The organism is Schaedlerella arabinosiphila (assembly GCF_003885045.1).
GTDB lineage: Bacteria > Bacillota > Clostridia > Lachnospirales > Lachnospiraceae > Schaedlerella > Schaedlerella arabinosiphila.
Window position 1 is genome coordinate 500976 of record NZ_RHJS01000002.1, and the last position, 17760, is coordinate 518735.

The following is a 17760-nucleotide window of genomic DNA, read 5'->3' on the forward strand; positions in this document are numbered from 1 at the left end:
ATCATGAACCCGGGGGCATCCGTGACGGCCATGGGGCCGTTTCATAAGACTTAGAAAAAAAGCAGGAGGAAAAAATTATGAGCTATGATATCAAAAGAAGCGTTTCCCTGTATAGTTATCAGGATGAATATTATGACGGAAAATTAGACCTGGAGGGCTGTCTGAGAGAGACTGCGAAGACAGGGGCAACCGGTGTGGAGCTTTTGGCGGAGCAGATGATCCGCAGGTTCCCGCTTCCGATCGAGACACAGGAGTTCAGAGACCAGTGGTTTGGATGGCTGAAAAAATACAACCTGGAGCCGTCCTGCTATGATGCGTTTCTGGAAAATAAGATCTATGACAACCGGACCCTGTCGCTGGGCGAGCAGATCAATATGATGAAGCGTGACATCCGTCTGGCTTCCATGCTGGGATTTAAGAATCTGCGTACCCTGGTGTCCACTCCTATGGACGTGATTGAAGGAAGCCTGGACTATGCCGCGGAAATGGATGTAAAGATCGGGCTGGAGGTGCACGCGCCGTTTTCATTAAATTCCGGCTGGGCGGACGGATATATGGAAATGATCCACAAGACCGGAACAAAGCATTTCGGATTTATTCCGGATATGGGAATCTTCTGCAGGAACATTCCGGATGTGCTGCGGGATAAGGCGAGACGGCAGGGTGCGTCCGAGGAATGCATCAAGATCGTAGACGATTCTTATGCACAGCGTCTTGAAAAAGGATTTGTAAAGATCAAATACGACCTGAACCTTGGCAAAGCCAACATGGAATACCGGATGGCCAACGGCATGAAGGAAATGATGGACGCTGTAGAAAAGGCAGGCGGCGGCCCGGCAGATAAGGCTTACGCCGGGGCATCCTTTACATATTCCTGGTCCGAGCCGCAGGATCTGATCGACAACATTGATTACATTTTCCATACCCATGCGAAGTTCTACAATGTGCATGAGGATTATGTGGAGACGGCAGTTGCCATCCCGGAGGTGGTAGAGGCATTTAAGAAAGCCGGATATAAGGGCTTCCTGAGTTCCGAGTATGAAGGCGGAGAGCATCTGCGCGACGTGGGCGTGGACAGCATCGAGCAGGTACGCCGTCATCAGGAAGCAATGCGCAGGGCGATCGAAGGATAGGAGTGACTGGTCACACTCAATGTTATTTACTTAAGGAAGGGGCATATCAGGAATGATAGCCCCTGATTTGTTTTCTCTTCTTGAATTTTTCGGCTGAAAATTCATATGCTTCTTGAATAAGGGGTTTTAACTGTTCCAATGTCTGATTAGACGGATTCAGGACGCTTACCTACCCCATCCAAGCATAAACTGGGTGGGGAAGGATCGTATCCTAAAATTCCGCGATCAATTATACATATGTTAGCTGATGTTAAGCTCAAAGAGTTCCATAATTTCTTTCTGAAAAGCTGTTATCGTTGTGTAGATCTGCCTACGCTTCCCTTCAACAGAAACCACACGCAGGGATTTCATCTCATCTATCACTTCCTGCATATTATGGTTTTTAAACCATCCGGCTCCATCCATGATGTTTTTGATCTGGGAAGATAGTATCAGGGCAATATATTGAATAAATAACCGTCCATCCATCGCCGCAGAGGAATGGATACGCAGCCTTTTCATATCAGTAGGAGATGTTTTCATAAACGTATGTGGTGCCATTTTTGTGTTTACAGGAGACCAAAGATGCCATGCTGATTCCTCCGGACATATGTATAATTTACCGCTTTTATTATACCATTTATATATATATGTTCGTAAAGAAAAACATGGGTCAAACACCGATTTTATAAGGGATTTGGGGAATAAGTTTAAAACCTATGTATAACAATTTCGGGAGATTAGGTTGTGAAATCGCTTGCGCCGAAAACCATGAAACAGCGGCTGGAAGAAGCAAGATCAGAGGCGAATGCTCATAACAGTCAGAGGAAAATACTGGAAAGAGAGAGGACAGAGAAGAATAAGCAGTGGCAGCAGGAGATGTAGATTTTTACGGAAAGAGAGGAGCAGACGATGAAATTAACTTATGAAAAATGTGGTGATTACTTGATCCCGAATTTAATACCGGATCCGGAGCCGGAGGGAGAGTTGAGAAAATTTGGACTGATGAGGAGATCATACTTGGAGAACCATAGGGGGCATTTATTCAGGATTGTTGTTGTCAGGTAAATTAAAGAAACATCTACTTATGATACAGGAGCAAGCAGAAACGAGATTTGATTTGCTTGTGGCGCAGATGGCGAAGAGGGAAGGTGTGACGGAGTAGCTAAAGGCACAGGATCAGATGCTTTGGGTGCGGAAGATGAATAGTATTCGGGCGAGGGCAGAGGAGATTGTTGTAACAGAGTTGGTTTATCAATTATAGGTGACAACTTCAGTAAATATGCTTCAGTAAATATCCGAAAAAAATCTTGGAAAAAAGCTGATTTAATGTTAGAATAAACTTGGTATTTTAGAATATTTTGTCAAATTTACTTTTTCCCAAGAATTATATAAGGACTTCTCACTGATATGGAGGACTCACTATTAAAAATGGCAAGGAATATTTCGATTACGGGGAAAGTGAAAAAAATATCAGCAGAGATGAGGAGATCAATAAAAGGTTAAAAGCTATGGGGTGGATAGTGCTGCGTTTTTGGGGTAAAGATATAAAGAAAAATACTGAAAGCTGTATAAAGACAATAGAGGAAGCTGTGTTTGATGTAAGAATGGGTATGAATTGAAGAGCGAGATGAGAAAGGTAAAATATATGGCTCAAATTGAACTTCCTACAATAACCTGTGATTGGATAGATAAATTTAGATGTAATAGGAAACAGAAGTGGGAAGCTCAATAATATGACTAAATTTTTAACTGAATTCTAATGAAGGATAAACTCGAAAATATCAGGAAGGAGATTTTTTTATTAATTTACTTCGATTAAAAGTAAATAATACTTCGGAATTTCAAGGTTCGTATGAAAGAATAAATAACTTCTATCGTCAAATAATGATTTTACTGGAATCTTCAAAGAGCAAAGATGATAAGCTTTTCAGGCGATTCGAGACGAAGTAAATGAAGCTATTGGTAAAGAGTGGAGAAAAATGTGTTCGGCTGATAAAAAAGATTATTTGAAAGAGCATATTGTCAAGAACTCAGAACGATGTGGGAGAATGATTGACAATTATCGAACACAAACAATAGCACCGTATCAGCTTGATAGCAATGCCGATTACTTGGTAGCACGTACATTTAAGCAGATAAAAAAGGAAGGCGTATTTAATGTACTTGCACACTCTGCGAACAGAGAATTAAGCAGCTGGGATGCAACACTTGAATTGCTCTGGATATTTAAAGACTGGGTTGAAAATAATAGAGGATGGGATGAAGTATTATCCGCTTCTACAAGTAAAAGGGAAAAGTCGTTGCAAAGACTTTTGCATCTTTCGGGGAAATATTATTGCAGACAAAATAACATAGACATGACTTTTGAGGCAAATGAAGGTCCGGGTTCGGTTGATTTGAAGATGAGCAGAGGAAACGATAAGACTGTTGTTGAGATAAAACTCTCTTCAAATGCTGACTATATTCATGGGTATGAAGAACAGATTGAGCAATATGCCAAATCAGAAGGAACAACACAAAGAGTATTTGTGTATGTGAAAGTTGGAAATCCTGGACGAGATAAAAGGATAGAGGAACTTCATGCATCAAGACTAAATAACGGGGAAAATCCGCCGGAACTTTTTATCATAGATTCTCAGGAACAAACGTCAGCGAGCAAGAGATAATATATTATTAACAATTGTGCAGACGGTCTGCACAATTTGGAAGGAAGGTAATATGCTTATAACATCGAATGAGTATTTGCAAGCAGTACAAGAAATAAATGATTATGTGAATCAGGCTAAATATAGAGCATCCGTTAGTGTGAATAGTGAAGTGCTGAAAACAAACTTGTTCATTGGAAGTGTGATTATTCGTAACTCCGAATGGGGTAATAAATTCGTTGATAATTTATCTAAGGATATGAGGTTGAAATATCCCGGTGCAAAAGGGTATTCTGTTCGAAATTTAAAGTATATGAAGAAGTTTGCACAGATTTTCTCTGAGGATGATGTAGATAAGTATGGATTGGCAAGGATTACTTGGAGCCATCATCAAGTGTTGATGAGTAAGGTGTCAAGCAAAGAAGAATATGTATGGTATTTGGAAAAAGTTTTAGAGCATGGATGGTCGGTAGATGAATTGGCATCCCAGGTGAAGAGCCAGTTGTATGAGAGGCAAGTTGTGGCAAATAAGATTTCAAATTTTGAAAACAGATTGCCTATTGAACAAAAGGATATTGTTCTAAGTACTATGAAAGATCCATATATGTTTGATTTTATCGATTATACAGAGGATATGTTGGAAACAGATATAGAAAATGAGTTGGTAAGGAATGTTACTTCACTATTGATGGAATTAGGAACCGGTTTTGCCTTTATGGGACAGCAGTATCATCTAGAGATTGGCGGAAAAGATTTTTACATTGACCTTCTTTTCTATAATACAAAGCTTAGATGTTATGTAGCGATTGATTTAAAGACAGGTGATTTTAAGCCGGAGCAAGCAGGGAAAATGAATTTCTATTTGTCAGCTCTGGACGATTTGGTTAAATCTCCAGACGATAATCCATCTGTTGGACTGATATTATGTAGAGATGAGAATAGAACCATTGCAGAATATGCGTTAAGAGATATGTCGAAACCTATTGGTGTGAGCGAATATCATTTGTGCACAGATCTTCCGCTGGATTTGAAAAGTGCTTTACCGGATCCGGAGGAGATTAGGAGTAGGATTGATATGAAAAAATAAATTGTGCAGACCGTCTGCACAAATGAATTAGAAAGAGTTTCATGATAACACCATGATAACAAAAATTCTAAAAACCTCAGATACAGGGTGCATATAAAAGAAAAAACAACCGAAAAAGCTTTGAAAATCACACAAAATCACTCCCATTTCTCCCAAAGAAAACCGTGAGGGTGGTAGAAGGACTCCGAAAAGAAGATTTTGGATACTGAGTTCAAAAGTGATTTGAAATGTTACCCGGATTACGATTTGATAGAAGAAATTGTAGGTATGTCTAATACGGCAGGAGGATTTCTCTTCCTTGGAGTTGAGGATGATGGCATGATTACCGGAGTTCATAAAAAGCATATAGATTCCATTGGTGTTATGGCATTGATTGCAAACAGCACGGTTCCGCCAATTTCTGTAAGAGCAGAAATTATTACGGAAGAGAATTTGGATGTCCTGAAAATTGAAGTGCCGAGAAGCCGCGGCGTTGTATCAACTGCATCTGGTAAAATTCTAAGAAGAAGGCTAAAATTTGACGGCAGTCCGGAAGTGATTCCCATGTATTCCTATGAAATCCCATCACGGCTGGCAGAGTTGGGAATGCTTGACTATTCAGCCCAGCCCCTTGCAGGGGCTACATTGGATGATCTTGAGAGGGGTCTATTGTATATGGAAGACCCTGGCCGGATTATTCAGAGTCTACAAGCAGAAATGTGAGATTATTTATTCAAAGAGCGAAAGCGGATATGCCATTTGCAAAGTTTGTCGCAGAGGAACAAAACAGGCGGGGAAAACCGTTGTCTATCTATACTTTAATGATTCTTTCAGTTTTGAACAATGAAAGAAGAAGTACTGTGGATCGAATAGTAGAATTGACAAATTTGAGCGGGAATAAGGTGAGCTCTGCAATAGAAGCTATGATAGAGTTGGGATTGATAGAAGCGTCCGGGAAAGGAAATAACCGTACGTATATTCTGGGGAAAAAAATTTATCGGGAAAACAAGAAAGGCATTCAATATGTTCGTCAGACGGACATTGACAGTATCAGATATCCGGAATTAGTAATGAAACTTGCGGATACTCAAAATGGGATCATTACAAAGCAGGATGTTGCTGAACGGCTAAAAGTAACTCCTTCCCAGGCATATACGATAATCAAAAAATTGCAGGATGAAGGCCGTCTGGAATTATTGTGTGGCGGAAAGTATTCCAAGTATAGAGTAGTTTCATTCTAGTATAACCTTGCTCATCCATTTGCAATGCTGTTTATCGCAATATATTGCTGAAAAGATGACACTGGAAGACAATACAGAGATTGTCCATTCAGAACGATTGGAAAATGGGGAGGTAAAGGTGTATATTGAAACCCCGGATGAAAAGGTCTGCTTTCATAGCATCCAGCCTATCAACAGATAGCATAATATGTATTTTATTCTGCCGGATGTCTGTGGTATAATTCCATCGAACAGCGAAAGAAAATATTCTATGAATAGAAAGCGGAGGTTGTCCGATGGAGATTGTAGTGCTGCTGCTCAGGCAGAATCTGGTGATGCTTGTATATATGATGATTGGTTATTACCTGTATAAAAAGAAGCTGGTCAGCGCCGGAGGAAGCGCGGATATCGGCAGGATCCTGCTGTATATCGTTATGCCGGCGGCAATCCTGAAATCCTATCTTGCGGATTTTTCGCGGGAGCGCTTAGAAGGGCTTTTTGTATCCTTCCTGGCCGCTCTGCTGTCGCTTCTGCTTTCGATTGCCGCGGCCCGGATCGCATTTTCAAAAGAACAGGGAATCGAACGGTTCGGAGCCGCATTTTCCAACGCAGGGTTCATCGGGATTCCGCTGGTACAGATGACCCTGGGGGAAGAAGCGGTATTCTATGTCTCTTCCTATGTTGCGCTGCTGAACATCCTGCAGTGGACATACGGGCTGGTCACGATCACGGGCGACCGGTCTTTGATTTCCGTGAAAAGGCTCAGGACCAATCCGATCCTCCTCAGCTTTCTGGCAGGCATCGCATTGTTCCTGCTTCCGGTATCCCTCCCGGAGACCGCGGAAAATGTGGTCGGTACGATCGCAGCCATGAACGGCCCGCTGGCCATGATCGTATTGGGAGTCTACCTGGGGCAGGTTCCGCTCCGGTCGTTGTTTTCCGGCCGTGTGGTTTACCGCTGTGCTCTGGTGCGGCTCATAGTGATCCCGGTTTTGACGATGGCGCTGCTGTTTGTGTTTCCGGAAAAATATCATATGCTGAAGCTGACGATCCTGATCGCCGCTTCGGCTCCGGTGGGCTCCAACGTGTCAATCTTCGCTCAGCTGTACGGGCAGGATTATATGCAGTCCGTGAAAGAGGTGACGCTCAGTACGCTGCTGTGTATCATCACGCTTCCGCTGATCCTTGGAATCGCGGATTATGTGTTGTGAAGCGGCTGAACGGACGTAACAGGATGCGCTTGAGTATATTCTTTGAAATAGCGGACGATCACATCACGGCAGGTCCGGACCGCGGAGGTCTGGAAACTTTCCGGATTCCAGGACAGCATCAAAAATCGTTCCATGGGCATCCCGGAGACCGCTTTGAGAGACATGGAAGGGGTAAGAAAATCATGCCATGTATATTCCGGGATAAACGCGATCCCGGGGCCGAGCGGAAGGAGATCCCGCATGACAGCCGGCGTATCCGCGACGGTTGTGACATTTGGCGAAAAATGATAGCGTTCACAGTAATGCCGTACAATGGAGGTCAGGTTGGTTCCGGAAACCAGCTCTGAGAAGGATTCACTGCGGATCTCGTCCAGAGTCAGGGCAGAACGATCCGCCAGCCTGTGGTTGGAGGGAAGGACCGCCTTGATGGGCTCCCGCAGAAGAAAGATCCGGCTGTTACTGTCCGGCAGGAGGGTGTGCACGGAGGTCAGGGACAATGCCGGGAGCGGGCCATTCGGGGAGGGTGGCTGCTGTGTGATCTGCAGGCGGATGCCCGGATCCGTTTCCTGGATCCGCCGGACGATGGCAGGAAGGAGCATGGAGGCGGAGCCTACATAGAGGGAGACCGTCTGATCCTTGCTGGATTTCAGCTCATCCAGTTCCAGCCGGGCATTGTCAAGGGCAGTAAAGACCTGTTCCACATAACGGAGGAAGATCGTGCCGGCGTGGTTCAGGCAGATTCCTTTCCCCTGGCGGTCGAACAGAGAACAGCCAAGCTCGGTTTCCAGACGTTTCAGGGTCTGGCTTAAGGAGGGCTGGGCGATGTGCAGCTTCTGCGCTGTTTTTGAAAGCTGCTGTGTACGGGCGACTTCACGAAAATATTTTAACTGTAGTAAATCCATAGATACCTCACAGATGATTGAAAATGATATATGGCTGCGATACTATTATAGTAAAAGCGGCAGCGCGCGGCAAGACTTTCTGATACATCCGGTTCACGGAAAAATCGTTACATGAAATGAAAAGCCACATGATGGCACCGTGAGCAGTGGATAGTCTGCACCTGCGTTCGGAACAGTTATAGATGATAAAAGAGAGGAGAAACTAAATGGAAACAATGGAAATCATTCAGGGATTCATGAAAAAGGAACAGCAGGAGAAGATCGAGAAGTACCGTGTTTTGAATGAGACGGTAAAAAAGGGAAAAATTTTGTTTACCGGTTCTTCATTGATGGAACAGTTTCCAATCCATGAGCTGATGATGAACGAGGGGTTGGGACTGACCATTTACAACCGCGGAGTCGGAGGCTTTACAACTTCGGATATGCTGGAAAATATGGAGGAACAGATTTTCGGTACGGAACCGTCCAAAATTTTTATCAATATCGGAACCAATGACATCAGCGATGCATCACGGTCATTTGAGGCGGTTTTGGAATCCATGCTGGAGAACTATGAAAGAATTCTGACGCAGATCAAGGAGCGTCTGCCGGAAACAGAGGTTTATATGATGGCTTATTACCCGGTCAATGAGACGGATAAGGTTCCGGAGACGGAATGGGCGGGGGAGATGTTTGCCAACCGCAATAACCGGAACCTTCCGATCGCGAATGAGGCGGTGAAGAAGCTGGCGGAAAAGATGGGATATCATTATATTGATGTCAATGCCGGATTGTGCGACGAACGCGGAATGCTCAGGAGAGAGTTTACGGTGGAAGGGATTCATATGTACGCAAATGGCTACCAGGTGGTTCTTAAGAATCTGAAGCCGTATCTGTAGGCAGAAATTTGGGATAGTAGCCCCAGCTGCACATCCGGAAGCCTGCCTGACAGAGGGGATGCCCATCTTTGTCCAGAGAGATGTCCTCGGGGATGCCGTCCAAGGTTCCCCGCCTCTTATTGAGGTCGATCAGGGCGTTGGGAAGAAGAGAGGAACGGGCATATTGCTCCCTGGGGCCGCCCCAAAACCGATCCATAAAATCGAAATAGGAGCCGAGAGGCGGCGGAACTCTATCAGAGCGATTTTGAGGATCACATCGGGAAGAAGGGATGCCGGGCCGGGGCGGTGAAGCCGCGGTGCCCGAGGAAGCCGGTTGCCGGTTCTATGTAAAAAAGATAACGGTAAAGAATATAGGCAGAAGGTAGGATACAGATGTGTATGTAGGCTTTCTGCCTTTTTTGTGCACGTACAGGTGGAATTTTTTTCTGAATTTTGAAATCGACCTGTTGGGCAGCACGGCAATCGTGGGACAAAATGGATCTGGAAAGACAACTCTGGCTAAGTTTTCTTCCAGCAAGTTTTACGAAATCCGACTATATTTTTTAGAATCGATAGCATATAATGAGTCTGTGATAAACTGGATTTTGTGTAAGAGAAAACGAAAGGATGTAGCTGAATTTTACGAATCATTCTAAAGCCAGAGAGGAGGAGCAGTTATGATGTATCCATTTATGACACTGGAAGATAATACAGAGATTGTCCATTCAGAACGATTGGAAAATGGGGAGGTAAAGGTGTATATTGAAACCCCGGATGAAAAGGACTGCTTTCATAGAATGACTTGTTATCTTCCGTCTTATCGTATTGAGGTTGACGGTTATTCAGAAAAAGAAATTCAATATTTTATGGACATAATAAAATCTACAGCAAATCTGATTATTGAGTTTTCAAAAGAAGGAGGATTTATGAATGCCTCGGGCTTTTAGGATTGGTTCTTACTGGATATATTTTTGGGTTACTATTTACAGTCAGATAAAAACTGTCAATCAGCTTCTTACAAGCTTCGCTTGACGAATCTGACTGCCATTTTTTATCAGACTGTGAATAGTAACATTTTTGGGCAAATGAAGGTAGACCGAACTTGACATTTTCCAGGATATTTATTATACTTAGGTTACTAAGTGATTAAAGGGGAGAGATATGGAACATGATAAACACGCAGCACGTTATGTCAGCAAGTTGTCAAATAAATTACGCAGAAAAATTGATGCTTTTTCAAGTAGGGAATCTTTCAGCGGTTCTCAAGGGCGAGTGCTGCATTTTATTTTAGCTCAAAGCAATGATGTTTTTCAAAAAGATATAGAAGAGGAATATAGCTTGCGCCCGCCAACAGCGACCGAACTGCTGAAAAAAATGGAGAAAAACGGCTTGATCTATCGGGAAGCTATGGCAAGTGACGCAAGAATGAAACGAATCGTTGTCAGTGAAAAAGCATTGCAGTATAAGGATATGGTGATAGCAGATATTACCGCACTGGAAGAGGAACTAACAAAAGATATTTCGCAAAATGAGTTGGATATTTTTTTCAAAGTAATTGAAAAAATGCTTGATAACATTTCGTGAAAGTGTTAAGGCTGTCGATAAATCGGCAGCTACATTTTAAAATATAAACTTAGGAAACTAACAAATGGAGGTATCACTATGAATGAAACAAGAGTGGATTACTTAAACGGGAAATTATTTCCCATGATTTTAAAATTTTCCATACCAGCAGCTATCTCACTATTGATAACAGCTATTTATAATATCGTGGATAGAATGTTTGTTGGCAATTTTAATGGAACTTCCGCATTAGCGGGCTTATCAGTCTGTTTTCCCTTATCTTATATGATGATGGCTTTTGCTTTGATGTGCAGTGCGGGAGGTTCTACCTTTTTCAGTTTATTTTCGGGTCAGAACGAACCGGAAAAAATGAATCGGTCTTTTGGCAATGCGATGGTGCTTGTTTGTGTGTTTGAAATCATACTAAGTGCTTTGCTGCATTATGACGTTTGTGATTATGCCCGCAAGCGGTATCAGTCAAGGCATCCAGCCAATCATCGGGAATAATTATGGCTCTGGAAATTACAAGCGGGTTATATCAACGCTTTGTCAGGCTACTGTATTTTCCGTGTGTATTACCTGTTTTATTTGGATGATTGTTCTTGTCTTTCCAAAACAGATCCTTGCTGCTTTTGGCGGGACAGAAGAAATGTTCCGAATTGGCATTTCAGGTTTGCTTGTTTTGAAAGAGAAAAACAGGGTACGAATACAACGGTAATGCTGTTGCATTTTGAAGGAGGGAATCCTATAATAGAAACTATAAATGAAGGGGGGATTCATTCCGATGTTTTTTATCATGGGAGTTACGCAGGGAAGAAAGAATTTTGACTATAACCAGATGGTGGTTTGCGGGCATTGCGGTTCTTATGGAAGATATCAGGTGTACATGACTTACATGTGTTTGTCATTGTTCTTTATCCCCTGTTTGAAATGGAACAGACAGTACTATGTACAGAGTACATGCTGCAATACGGTTTATTCTCTTGCGCCGGAGATTGGGAAGCAGATTGCAAGGGGAGAAAATATAGAAATCCTGCCGGAACATCTGATACAGGTGCAGGCAGGATACAAAAGCGCATCCTAAGCTTGAAAAAAGCATATCCGGAAGCCAAGCGGCATAAGCCGTTGAATGTAAATGGCATAACCGAAGAAGAGATCAGGAACTGGATGTAGAATGTATAGATCCTGGCAGATACTTTAGCTGAAGAGTTGAGAGAGGGGAAAGAAATCATGGTGAAACAGATTGTAAGAGACGTATTCTTCCTGGGGCAGAAATCAGAACCGGCAACCAGGGATGACCTGCAAGTGGGAAGAGACCTGCAGGATACTTTAAATGCCAACCGTGACCGCTGTGTCGGTATGGCCGCCAATATGATTGGTGTAAAGAAAAATGTGATTATTATAAATATGGGAGTTATCGACTTGGTGATGTTTAATCCGGTGTTGATTCGGAAAAAGGGACTCTATGAAACGGAGGAAGGCTGCCTGTCCCTTGACGGGGTACGTAAAACGAACCGTTATCAGGAGATAGAGGTAGAATATTATGACTTCAACTGGAAAAAACAGAAGATAAAGTTGAAAGACTGGCCTGCACAGATTGCACAGCATGAAATAGATCATCTTTCCGGGAGGGTGATATAGCCATAGTCCGGGATGGATAAAGAGGTATAGCCTGCTTAAAAAATGTAAAAAGCATCTTCTTCAAAAAAATATTCTCTGTATTCCTGCATAAAGTGGGAATATAACCATGGATCTACTATTGCAGCGCCCCTGGTTCTATATTATACTATTATAGAGTAGTCTTTTTACCCACCGTACCGTTTTGGAAAGGAGTAAGTATGGATCAAAAAGAAATGAATGAACAGGTAGGGAAGCTGCTTTCAGACAATCCGGCGAAGTATATCAAGATCAGAGGTATCCTCGATGAGATGTTTGAAGGTCGTACCCTCGAAGGCTCCAAAGATATCAGCGATCGTGAGTTTGAAAGACTTCGCGGTAAATTCCGGGACATTGACGTGCCGCTGAGTTTTTGCGTCAATAAGGAAGCGGCTTATCAGCTGCAAAAGGCAGTCAGATACCACCGCTCTCAGTCCCAAAGCAGATACGATGATCGTCCGACAGCCAAAAAGTCTGCTAAGGCCAAGAAAAAGGGCCTGTTCGGTATATTCGGATAAAAAGATATTGACTTTTTGAGAAAGGGGATTCGCCTGGTGTGATGCAGCACCGGGCGAATCCCCTGTTTTCGTTTTACGCTTGGCTGAGAAATATAAAATTTATCCAAGCTTCTTCCGAAAAGCATCCGGAGTCATCCCAGTCTCCTGTTTGAATTTTTTTCCAAAATAGCTGGGGCTTCAGCTCCATGGACTGGGGGGATTCATCAGGTGGGCATACCATTTTGATGTCGGCTCTTACGATGGAACAGATGTATAATGATGAAGACGGTGAATTAAATATCAAGGGATTTATAGATTTTTATGGTCCGACAGATTTGTTGTCAATCAGGAGACAGTCTGAGACACAGGACCATACTTCTGCGAAAAGTCCGGTGGGAATGCTTCTAGGCGGGTATCCTCTGGATGACAGGCTGGAGCTTGCCAAAACGGCCAGCCCTGTTCATTATATTGAGCAGGCGAAAGAAGTCAGACCGGTTTTGATCATGCATGGTGATAAGGATGAGATCGTGCCTTTTGAACAAAGCTTGCAATTTTATGAAAAGATGAGAGCCTATGGAAAGGATGTGCGATTTTACGCGGGGAAGTTTATTTACAGGCATATTTGTGATATACTCGTGAAAAACATTGGATGAACATAACCGGGAGGTGCAGCATTATGATCTACGAAAATAGCATGAAGAATGCGGAGTATCCGCTTAAATGTGCGGTGATGCGGGGGAATCTTCCGTTCATGAACCACTGCCATCAGGAACTGGAGATCCTGATGCTGCGGAAGGGAAGGCTGCAGGTATTTTATGGGAATGAAACGTATGAACTGCTGGAGGGGGATGTCTGTATCGTTCCGCCTTTTGGCAGCCATGAGATCGGCAATGGAAAGCCTGACTGTGAAAGGCTCTCGGTTCTGCTGGATCTGCGGCTGCTGGGAAGCAGGACGAAGGAGAACCAGGAGGAGCTGTGGATCCGAAAAGAGCTGGAAAAGAAGGATCTGTTCAGCAGGCACTGGGAAGAGGCAGTCCGGGAAAAGGTGTCGGAGATCGTGGGAAAGCTGTATCAGGAGTATAGTGAAAAGGGCTATGCGTGGAAACTGTCGGTGAAGGCTCTGATCAGTGAACTGATATTAGCAGCTCTGCGGGAGATGCCGGAGAGGGAAATCGGGGCGCAGGAAAAGGAAGTGGTTCAGATCAGGCATATCCTGGAATATATCGCTCTGCATTATTACAAGGATATTACGCTGCAGTCCTGCGCGGATGAGGTGGGATTTAACAGTACCTATTTATCCAGATATTTCAGCAGCGCAATGGGCATCACATTTCAGGAATATATCAAACGACTGCGGATCGACAGGGCGAAGTGGCTGCTGATAACGACGGAAAAGCTTCCGGTGACGGAGGTGTGTGTACAGTCCGGGTTTCGGGATATCAAAACATTTAATAAGCTGTTCAAGAAGGAGTGTGGGATGAGCCCTACGGAATTCCGTAAAAGTATGTTGATGGAATAAAACAGACCGTCTGCGGCCTGCTGTCCGGAATCGCTACGGATTTTTAATAAAAAAGGTCGTTATAGTGTTAGGGGTCTCCAGGGATTTCAGATATAATGGTATTAAGGAACCGTGAGGGATCTGTCCTCCAAAGGACAGATCTGCCCGGCCGATATGAATATGAAATTTTCAGGAGGCGTGTGATGATTCAAAGGATTTATAAAAAAGAGTACAGTGAGGTTTCCCATCCGTTTCCAACGGCGGTTAGAAAGCCAGGCTTTATGGAAGCGGGATATGTGGAAGAGGAATATTTTTTTGAAGGTACGGCAAATGTATATGAAGAGGCAGGGGAAAAGACCAGAAGAGTGATACATGAGAACCTGCCCTACTGCAACCGGTTTCTTGTGAGAAAGCCGGCGCAGGGGGAGCGGTTCAGTGGGAATATCGTAGTGGAGATCCTCAATGCCACGGCGGGGTTTGATATTGAACGGATGTGGGTGGTCGGAGCGAAAGAACTGATGCGCGGCGGGGATATTTATGTAGGGATCACCAGTAAGCCTGATGTGCTTGATAGTTTGAAAAAGGCAGATCATGCCAGATATGCTCCGATCAGTTGGAAGATCACTTATGAAAGGCCGGAAAATCAATACGGCGGGTTGGATAAGGCGGCGCTTCCGCGTAAAGCGGATTGCGAGACAGGACTATTCTGGGATATGCTTACGGAACTGGCGGAGATCCTGCGGACGGATACGGAGTTCATTCCGGAGGGAAAGAAGCGGTATCTCTATCTTGCGGGATGGTCACAATCGGCGGCGTATATGTATACATATCTGAATTATTTTGCGTTTCCAGCGGCAGGGCTGTCGGTATTTGATGGGTATCTGGCAGCAGGCGGAGTGCATTCCTTTGTGGTTCCTTTGAATCAGAATGATTATGGGAAGGAGCAGGATGTCAGAAAGAATATGATCACTTATATGCCGGTGCCGTTTATTTCCGTGCAGACGGAGAGTGAGAATGCGTACTTTGACGGGATAAAGACAAGGCAGGAGGACAGTGACAGGGAAGATTTAAAATATCGGGTATATGAGATTGCGGGGGCAACGCATGATACAAAGTTTTCTATGATCGATTATTATGCAGGGGATCCGGATATGGAAAAGATTGGGATCGTGCCGGATTTTCCTTCGGTGGATGATTATCCCAATGATTATCCTTATGAATATTGTTTTTATGCAGTGTACCGGATGCTGTTCTCATGGGTAAGAGAAGGGAAATGTCCGCCGCATGGAGAGCGGATCGAAGTGGACGGGGACGGGCGGAATAAGACGGATGCTCTGGGAAACGCGGTCAGCGGAATGCGTACCCCATTCCTGGATGTTCCGGCCGCAGTGTATTATCCGTACTGTGCGGTGAAGAGAGCAAACGGAGAGATCGTAAAGCATGGCTTGTTCGGGCATATGGAGCCATTTTCAAAAAGAAAACTGGAAAAGCTGTATGGGAATCTGGAAAATTACAGGAAGCTTGTGGAAGGATCGGCACAAAAACACATGGAAGCCGGTTTCCTTCTTCCGGAGGATGTGACAGACTGTGTGGAGGAAGCCATTCAAAGAGTAGTGAAATTAAGTACTCATAATAGGGGGAATGAGAGTGAGATCTTGGAATTATGAATTTGAAGTGCCGGACACGAAAAAGATCCGGATGATCGTGCATACGGATTGCAAAAACGAAGCGGATGACCAGTTTGCCCTTGCGCATCATGTGATGACACCGGGATTCCTTGTGAAAGGAATCGTGGCCGGGCATTTTGACAGGGTGCCTCAGAGTTATCCGCAGGGGGAGACCGCCCAGGCAAGTCTGGAGGAAGTGCAAAAGCTCTTAAAGCTGATGGATATTGAGGGAATCTGTCCGGTGGAAAAAGGGGCAGAGCATCCACTTTCGGATGAAGATACACCGAATCCGTCAAAAGGGGCGGAGCTGATCATCCGGGAAGCTATGCGTGAGGATCCGCATCCATTGTATATTGCCTGCCAGGGGACGCTTACGGATCTGGCGGCGGCGATTTTGATGGAGCCAGAAATCTGCGGCAGGATGACTGCCGTCTGGATCGGCGGGGGAGCATATCCGAATGGCGGGAAAGAGTTTAATCTTTATCAGGACGCGGCAGCGGCAAATGTAGTGTTCAAGTCGGATATGCCTTTATGGCAGATTCCGGTCGATGTATATAAACAACTGGGAGTTTCGCTGGCAGAGGTACAGCGTTATGTAAAGCCTTGCGGAGAAATCGGGGAATATCTTTTCCGGCATATGGCAGAATATAATCTGAGCCGCCCCACAGGGATCTGGCCCCATGGCGAGGTCTGGGGGCTGGGAGATTCGGCAGCGATCTCCGTGCTGTTGGAAGAACGTGAGTGTACAGACAGCTACGATATGATTCCGGCACCTTGTATAAATGTGGAAGACCTGTCTTATATGACCAATAAAAAGAACAGGGAGATCCGGGTCTACCATCAGGTGAACGCAAGACTTACGTTACAGGATTTTTATGCCAAGCTGGCGATCAATTACGGGGGGAAGAGATGAGGAAGATTAAGTACAAATTTGAAGTGCCGGACATGAAAAAGGTTCGGATGATCGTGCATACGGATTGCAAAAACGAAGCGGATGACCAATATGCCCTTGTACATCATCTGCTGACACCCAAATTTATCATGAAAGGAATCGTAGCCGGTCATTTTAACCGGACCTCCGGGAAATGGGGAGACGGGTGTACGGCCCGGGCAAGCCTACTGGAAGTGAAGAAAATCCTGGAATTGATGGATATGGAAGGAATCTGCCCAGTGGCGAAGGGCGCGGAATATCCGCTGGACAATGAACAGGAGGCGGTCTGGTCACAAGGGGCGCAATTGATCATTGACGAGGCTATGCGTGAAGATACACATCCATTATTTGTGGCAGTCCAGGGGGCGCTTACGGATGTGGCCTGTGCTATTTTGTTGAAGCCTGAGATCTGTGAAAGGATGACTGTGATCTGGATCGGCGGCGGAGCGTATCCAGCGGGGGGATGGGAATTTAATGTATCTCAGGATATTGCGGCGGCAAATGTGGTGATGAAATCCCAGGTGTCTTTGTGGCAGATCCCGTCAGATGTGTATGAGCAGATGGAAGTCAGCTATGCGGAGCTGGAGGTAAGGGTACAGCCAAGAGGCGCTGTCGGAGAGTATCTGTTCCGTCAACTGGTGGAATTTGCGGCCGGCCATCCGGACAATCCATGGCCAAGCGGGGAAAGCTGGTGCTTGGGAGATTCCCCGTCCGTGTATGTGTTGCTGGAGCGGGAATCGAAGAGCAGCCTGTATCAGGAAATGGCCGCGCCGTGCATCCGGTATGAGAATATGACGTATTCTTATGAAGTGGCAAACAGGAACATACGTGTATTCCGGAAACTAAATGTCAGAATGGCATTGGAAGATTTTTACGCAAAGCTGAAACTGAATTTTTCGTGACGGATCGGAACGATCCGTGCTTTGTACCTG

24 protein-coding genes and 3 pseudogenes are annotated in these 17760 nt (G+C 44.6%); 22 read left to right on the forward strand and 5 right to left on the reverse strand.

Annotated features, from left to right (window positions below; all coding sequences use genetic code 11):
* Window positions 1–77: 77 nt before the first annotated feature.
* A complete protein-coding gene (locus tag EBB54_RS02915) occupies window positions 78–1133 on the forward strand; it encodes a sugar phosphate isomerase/epimerase family protein (RefSeq protein WP_004082571.1) in 1056 nt (351 codons plus the stop codon).
* 46 nt (window positions 1134–1179) lie between these two features.
* Here the strand turns inward: EBB54_RS02915 and EBB54_RS31765 are convergent, their stop codons facing one another.
* Window positions 1180–1293, reverse strand: a complete 114-nt coding sequence (locus EBB54_RS31765) for a hypothetical protein (RefSeq protein WP_330554676.1) — start codon at window positions 1291–1293, stop codon at window positions 1180–1182.
* Window positions 1294–1373: 80 nt separating this feature from the next.
* A pseudogene (locus tag EBB54_RS02920) lies at window positions 1374–1637 on the reverse strand (IS1634 family transposase); the annotation flags it as partial.
* Between the two features lie 222 nt (window positions 1638–1859).
* Between EBB54_RS02920 and EBB54_RS30030 the strand changes: the two are divergent.
* The 8 genes and pseudogenes from EBB54_RS30030 to EBB54_RS02950 all read left to right on the forward strand — a co-directional run bounded on the left by EBB54_RS30030 (window position 1860) and on the right by EBB54_RS02950 (window position 7257).
* Window positions 1860–1997, forward strand: coding sequence for a hypothetical protein (locus EBB54_RS30030; protein WP_154677765.1), 138 nt, complete (start codon window positions 1860–1862; stop codon window positions 1995–1997).
* 27 nt (window positions 1998–2024) lie between these two features.
* A pseudogene (locus EBB54_RS02925) lies at window positions 2025–2376 on the forward strand (TnpV protein).
* A gap of 208 nt (window positions 2377–2584) precedes the next feature.
* The gene (locus tag EBB54_RS30965; protein ID WP_279229987.1) at window positions 2585–2734 is read left to right on the forward strand and encodes a DUF559 domain-containing protein; all 150 of its coding nucleotides are present in this window, start codon (window positions 2585–2587) and stop codon (window positions 2732–2734) included.
* 429 nt (window positions 2735–3163) lie between these two features.
* The gene (locus EBB54_RS02935) at window positions 3164–3781 is read left to right on the forward strand and encodes a hypothetical protein (RefSeq protein WP_243127490.1); all 618 of its coding nucleotides are present in this window, start codon (window positions 3164–3166) and stop codon (window positions 3779–3781) included.
* Between the two features lie 52 nt (window positions 3782–3833).
* Window positions 3834–4847, forward strand: coding sequence for a PDDEXK nuclease domain-containing protein (locus tag EBB54_RS02940; RefSeq protein ID WP_004082563.1), 1014 nt, complete (start codon window positions 3834–3836; stop codon window positions 4845–4847).
* Between the two features lie 198 nt (window positions 4848–5045).
* Window positions 5046–5549, forward strand: a complete 504-nt coding sequence (locus EBB54_RS30970; protein WP_243127491.1) for an AlbA family DNA-binding domain-containing protein — start codon at window positions 5046–5048, stop codon at window positions 5547–5549.
* Window positions 5546–6067 carry a winged helix-turn-helix transcriptional regulator gene (locus tag EBB54_RS30975; RefSeq protein ID WP_243127492.1) on the forward strand — a complete coding sequence of 174 codons (522 nt, stop codon included), beginning with the start codon at window positions 5546–5548 and terminating at the stop codon, window positions 6065–6067. Before EBB54_RS30970 ends, EBB54_RS30975 begins: the two co-directional genes overlap by 4 nt.
* Window positions 6068–6342: 275 nt before the next feature.
* Window positions 6343–7257, forward strand: a complete 915-nt coding sequence (locus EBB54_RS02950) for an AEC family transporter (RefSeq protein WP_004082555.1) — start codon at window positions 6343–6345, stop codon at window positions 7255–7257.
* Here EBB54_RS02950 and EBB54_RS02955 read toward each other — a convergent pair.
* Window positions 7245–8159: a LysR family transcriptional regulator gene (locus tag EBB54_RS02955; protein WP_125126277.1), complete on the reverse strand. Its 915-nt coding sequence runs from the start codon at window positions 8157–8159 to the stop codon at window positions 7245–7247. The genes EBB54_RS02950 and EBB54_RS02955 overlap by 13 nt on opposite strands.
* A 206-nt stretch (window positions 8160–8365) precedes the next feature.
* Between EBB54_RS02955 and EBB54_RS02960 the strand changes: the two genes are divergently transcribed.
* On the forward strand, window positions 8366–9037 hold the full coding sequence (locus tag EBB54_RS02960; RefSeq protein ID WP_125126278.1) for a GDSL-type esterase/lipase family protein: 672 nt from the start codon (window positions 8366–8368) through the stop codon (window positions 9035–9037).
* Here the strand turns inward: EBB54_RS02960 and EBB54_RS29860 are convergent.
* Window positions 9012–9233, reverse strand: coding sequence for a hypothetical protein (locus EBB54_RS29860; RefSeq protein WP_148099330.1), 222 nt, complete (start codon window positions 9231–9233; stop codon window positions 9012–9014). The genes EBB54_RS02960 and EBB54_RS29860 overlap by 26 nt on opposite strands.
* 460 nt (window positions 9234–9693) lie before the next feature.
* Here EBB54_RS29860 and EBB54_RS02965 point away from each other — a divergent pair, with 460 nt between their 5' ends.
* The 7 genes from EBB54_RS02965 to EBB54_RS02995 all read left to right on the forward strand — a co-directional run bounded on the left by EBB54_RS02965 (window position 9694) and on the right by EBB54_RS02995 (window position 12753).
* Entirely contained in the window at window positions 9694–9963 is a 270-nt protein-coding gene (locus EBB54_RS02965; protein ID WP_125126279.1) for a hypothetical protein, read from the forward strand.
* A 214-nt stretch (window positions 9964–10177) separates the two neighbouring features.
* On the forward strand, window positions 10178–10600 hold the full coding sequence (locus tag EBB54_RS02970; protein ID WP_125126280.1) for a MarR family winged helix-turn-helix transcriptional regulator: 423 nt from the start codon (window positions 10178–10180) through the stop codon (window positions 10598–10600).
* 78 nt (window positions 10601–10678) lie between these two features.
* Window positions 10679–11086, forward strand: coding sequence for an MATE family efflux transporter (locus EBB54_RS02975; RefSeq protein ID WP_125126281.1), 408 nt, complete (start codon window positions 10679–10681; stop codon window positions 11084–11086).
* Window positions 11037–11297: an MATE family efflux transporter gene (locus EBB54_RS32425; protein ID WP_408640791.1), complete on the forward strand. Its 261-nt coding sequence runs from the start codon at window positions 11037–11039 to the stop codon at window positions 11295–11297. Before EBB54_RS02975 ends, EBB54_RS32425 begins: the two co-directional genes overlap by 50 nt.
* A gap of 45 nt (window positions 11298–11342) precedes the next feature.
* The gene (locus tag EBB54_RS02985; protein WP_330554346.1) at window positions 11343–11663 is read left to right on the forward strand and encodes a zinc ribbon domain-containing protein; all 321 of its coding nucleotides are present in this window, start codon (window positions 11343–11345) and stop codon (window positions 11661–11663) included.
* Between the two features lie 146 nt (window positions 11664–11809).
* On the forward strand, window positions 11810–12220 hold the full coding sequence (locus tag EBB54_RS02990; protein ID WP_125126284.1) for a peptide deformylase: 411 nt from the start codon (window positions 11810–11812) through the stop codon (window positions 12218–12220).
* Window positions 12221–12417: 197 nt separating this feature from the next.
* Window positions 12418–12753, forward strand: coding sequence for a hypothetical protein (locus EBB54_RS02995; protein ID WP_125126285.1), 336 nt, complete (start codon window positions 12418–12420; stop codon window positions 12751–12753).
* A gap of 99 nt (window positions 12754–12852) precedes the next feature.
* Here EBB54_RS02995 and EBB54_RS32430 read toward each other — a convergent pair.
* Window positions 12853–12924, reverse strand: a pseudogene (locus EBB54_RS32430) (hypothetical protein); the annotation flags it as partial.
* Window positions 12925–12938: 14 nt separating this feature from the next.
* On the opposite strand from EBB54_RS32430, the gene EBB54_RS03000 reads away from it, so the two are divergent.
* The 5 genes from EBB54_RS03000 to EBB54_RS03020 all read left to right on the forward strand — a co-directional run bounded on the left by EBB54_RS03000 (window position 12939) and on the right by EBB54_RS03020 (window position 17730).
* Complete coding sequence (locus EBB54_RS03000; protein ID WP_125126286.1) at window positions 12939–13385, forward strand: prolyl oligopeptidase family serine peptidase; 447 nt, start codon at window positions 12939–12941, stop codon at window positions 13383–13385.
* A 23-nt stretch (window positions 13386–13408) separates the two neighbouring features.
* Complete coding sequence (locus EBB54_RS03005) at window positions 13409–14251, forward strand: helix-turn-helix domain-containing protein (protein ID WP_162307063.1); 843 nt, start codon at window positions 13409–13411, stop codon at window positions 14249–14251.
* 182 nt (window positions 14252–14433) lie between these two features.
* Entirely contained in the window at window positions 14434–15897 is a 1464-nt protein-coding gene (locus tag EBB54_RS03010; RefSeq protein WP_125126288.1) for an alpha/beta hydrolase domain-containing protein, read from the forward strand.
* The gene (locus tag EBB54_RS03015) at window positions 15878–16810 is read left to right on the forward strand and encodes a nucleoside hydrolase (protein ID WP_243127494.1); all 933 of its coding nucleotides are present in this window, start codon (window positions 15878–15880) and stop codon (window positions 16808–16810) included. The genes EBB54_RS03010 and EBB54_RS03015 overlap by 20 nt, the downstream gene beginning before the upstream one ends.
* Window positions 16807–17730, forward strand: coding sequence for a nucleoside hydrolase (locus tag EBB54_RS03020; protein WP_125126290.1), 924 nt, complete (start codon window positions 16807–16809; stop codon window positions 17728–17730). Before EBB54_RS03015 ends, EBB54_RS03020 begins: the two co-directional genes overlap by 4 nt.
* The last annotated feature ends 30 nt before the right edge of the window (window positions 17731–17760 follow it).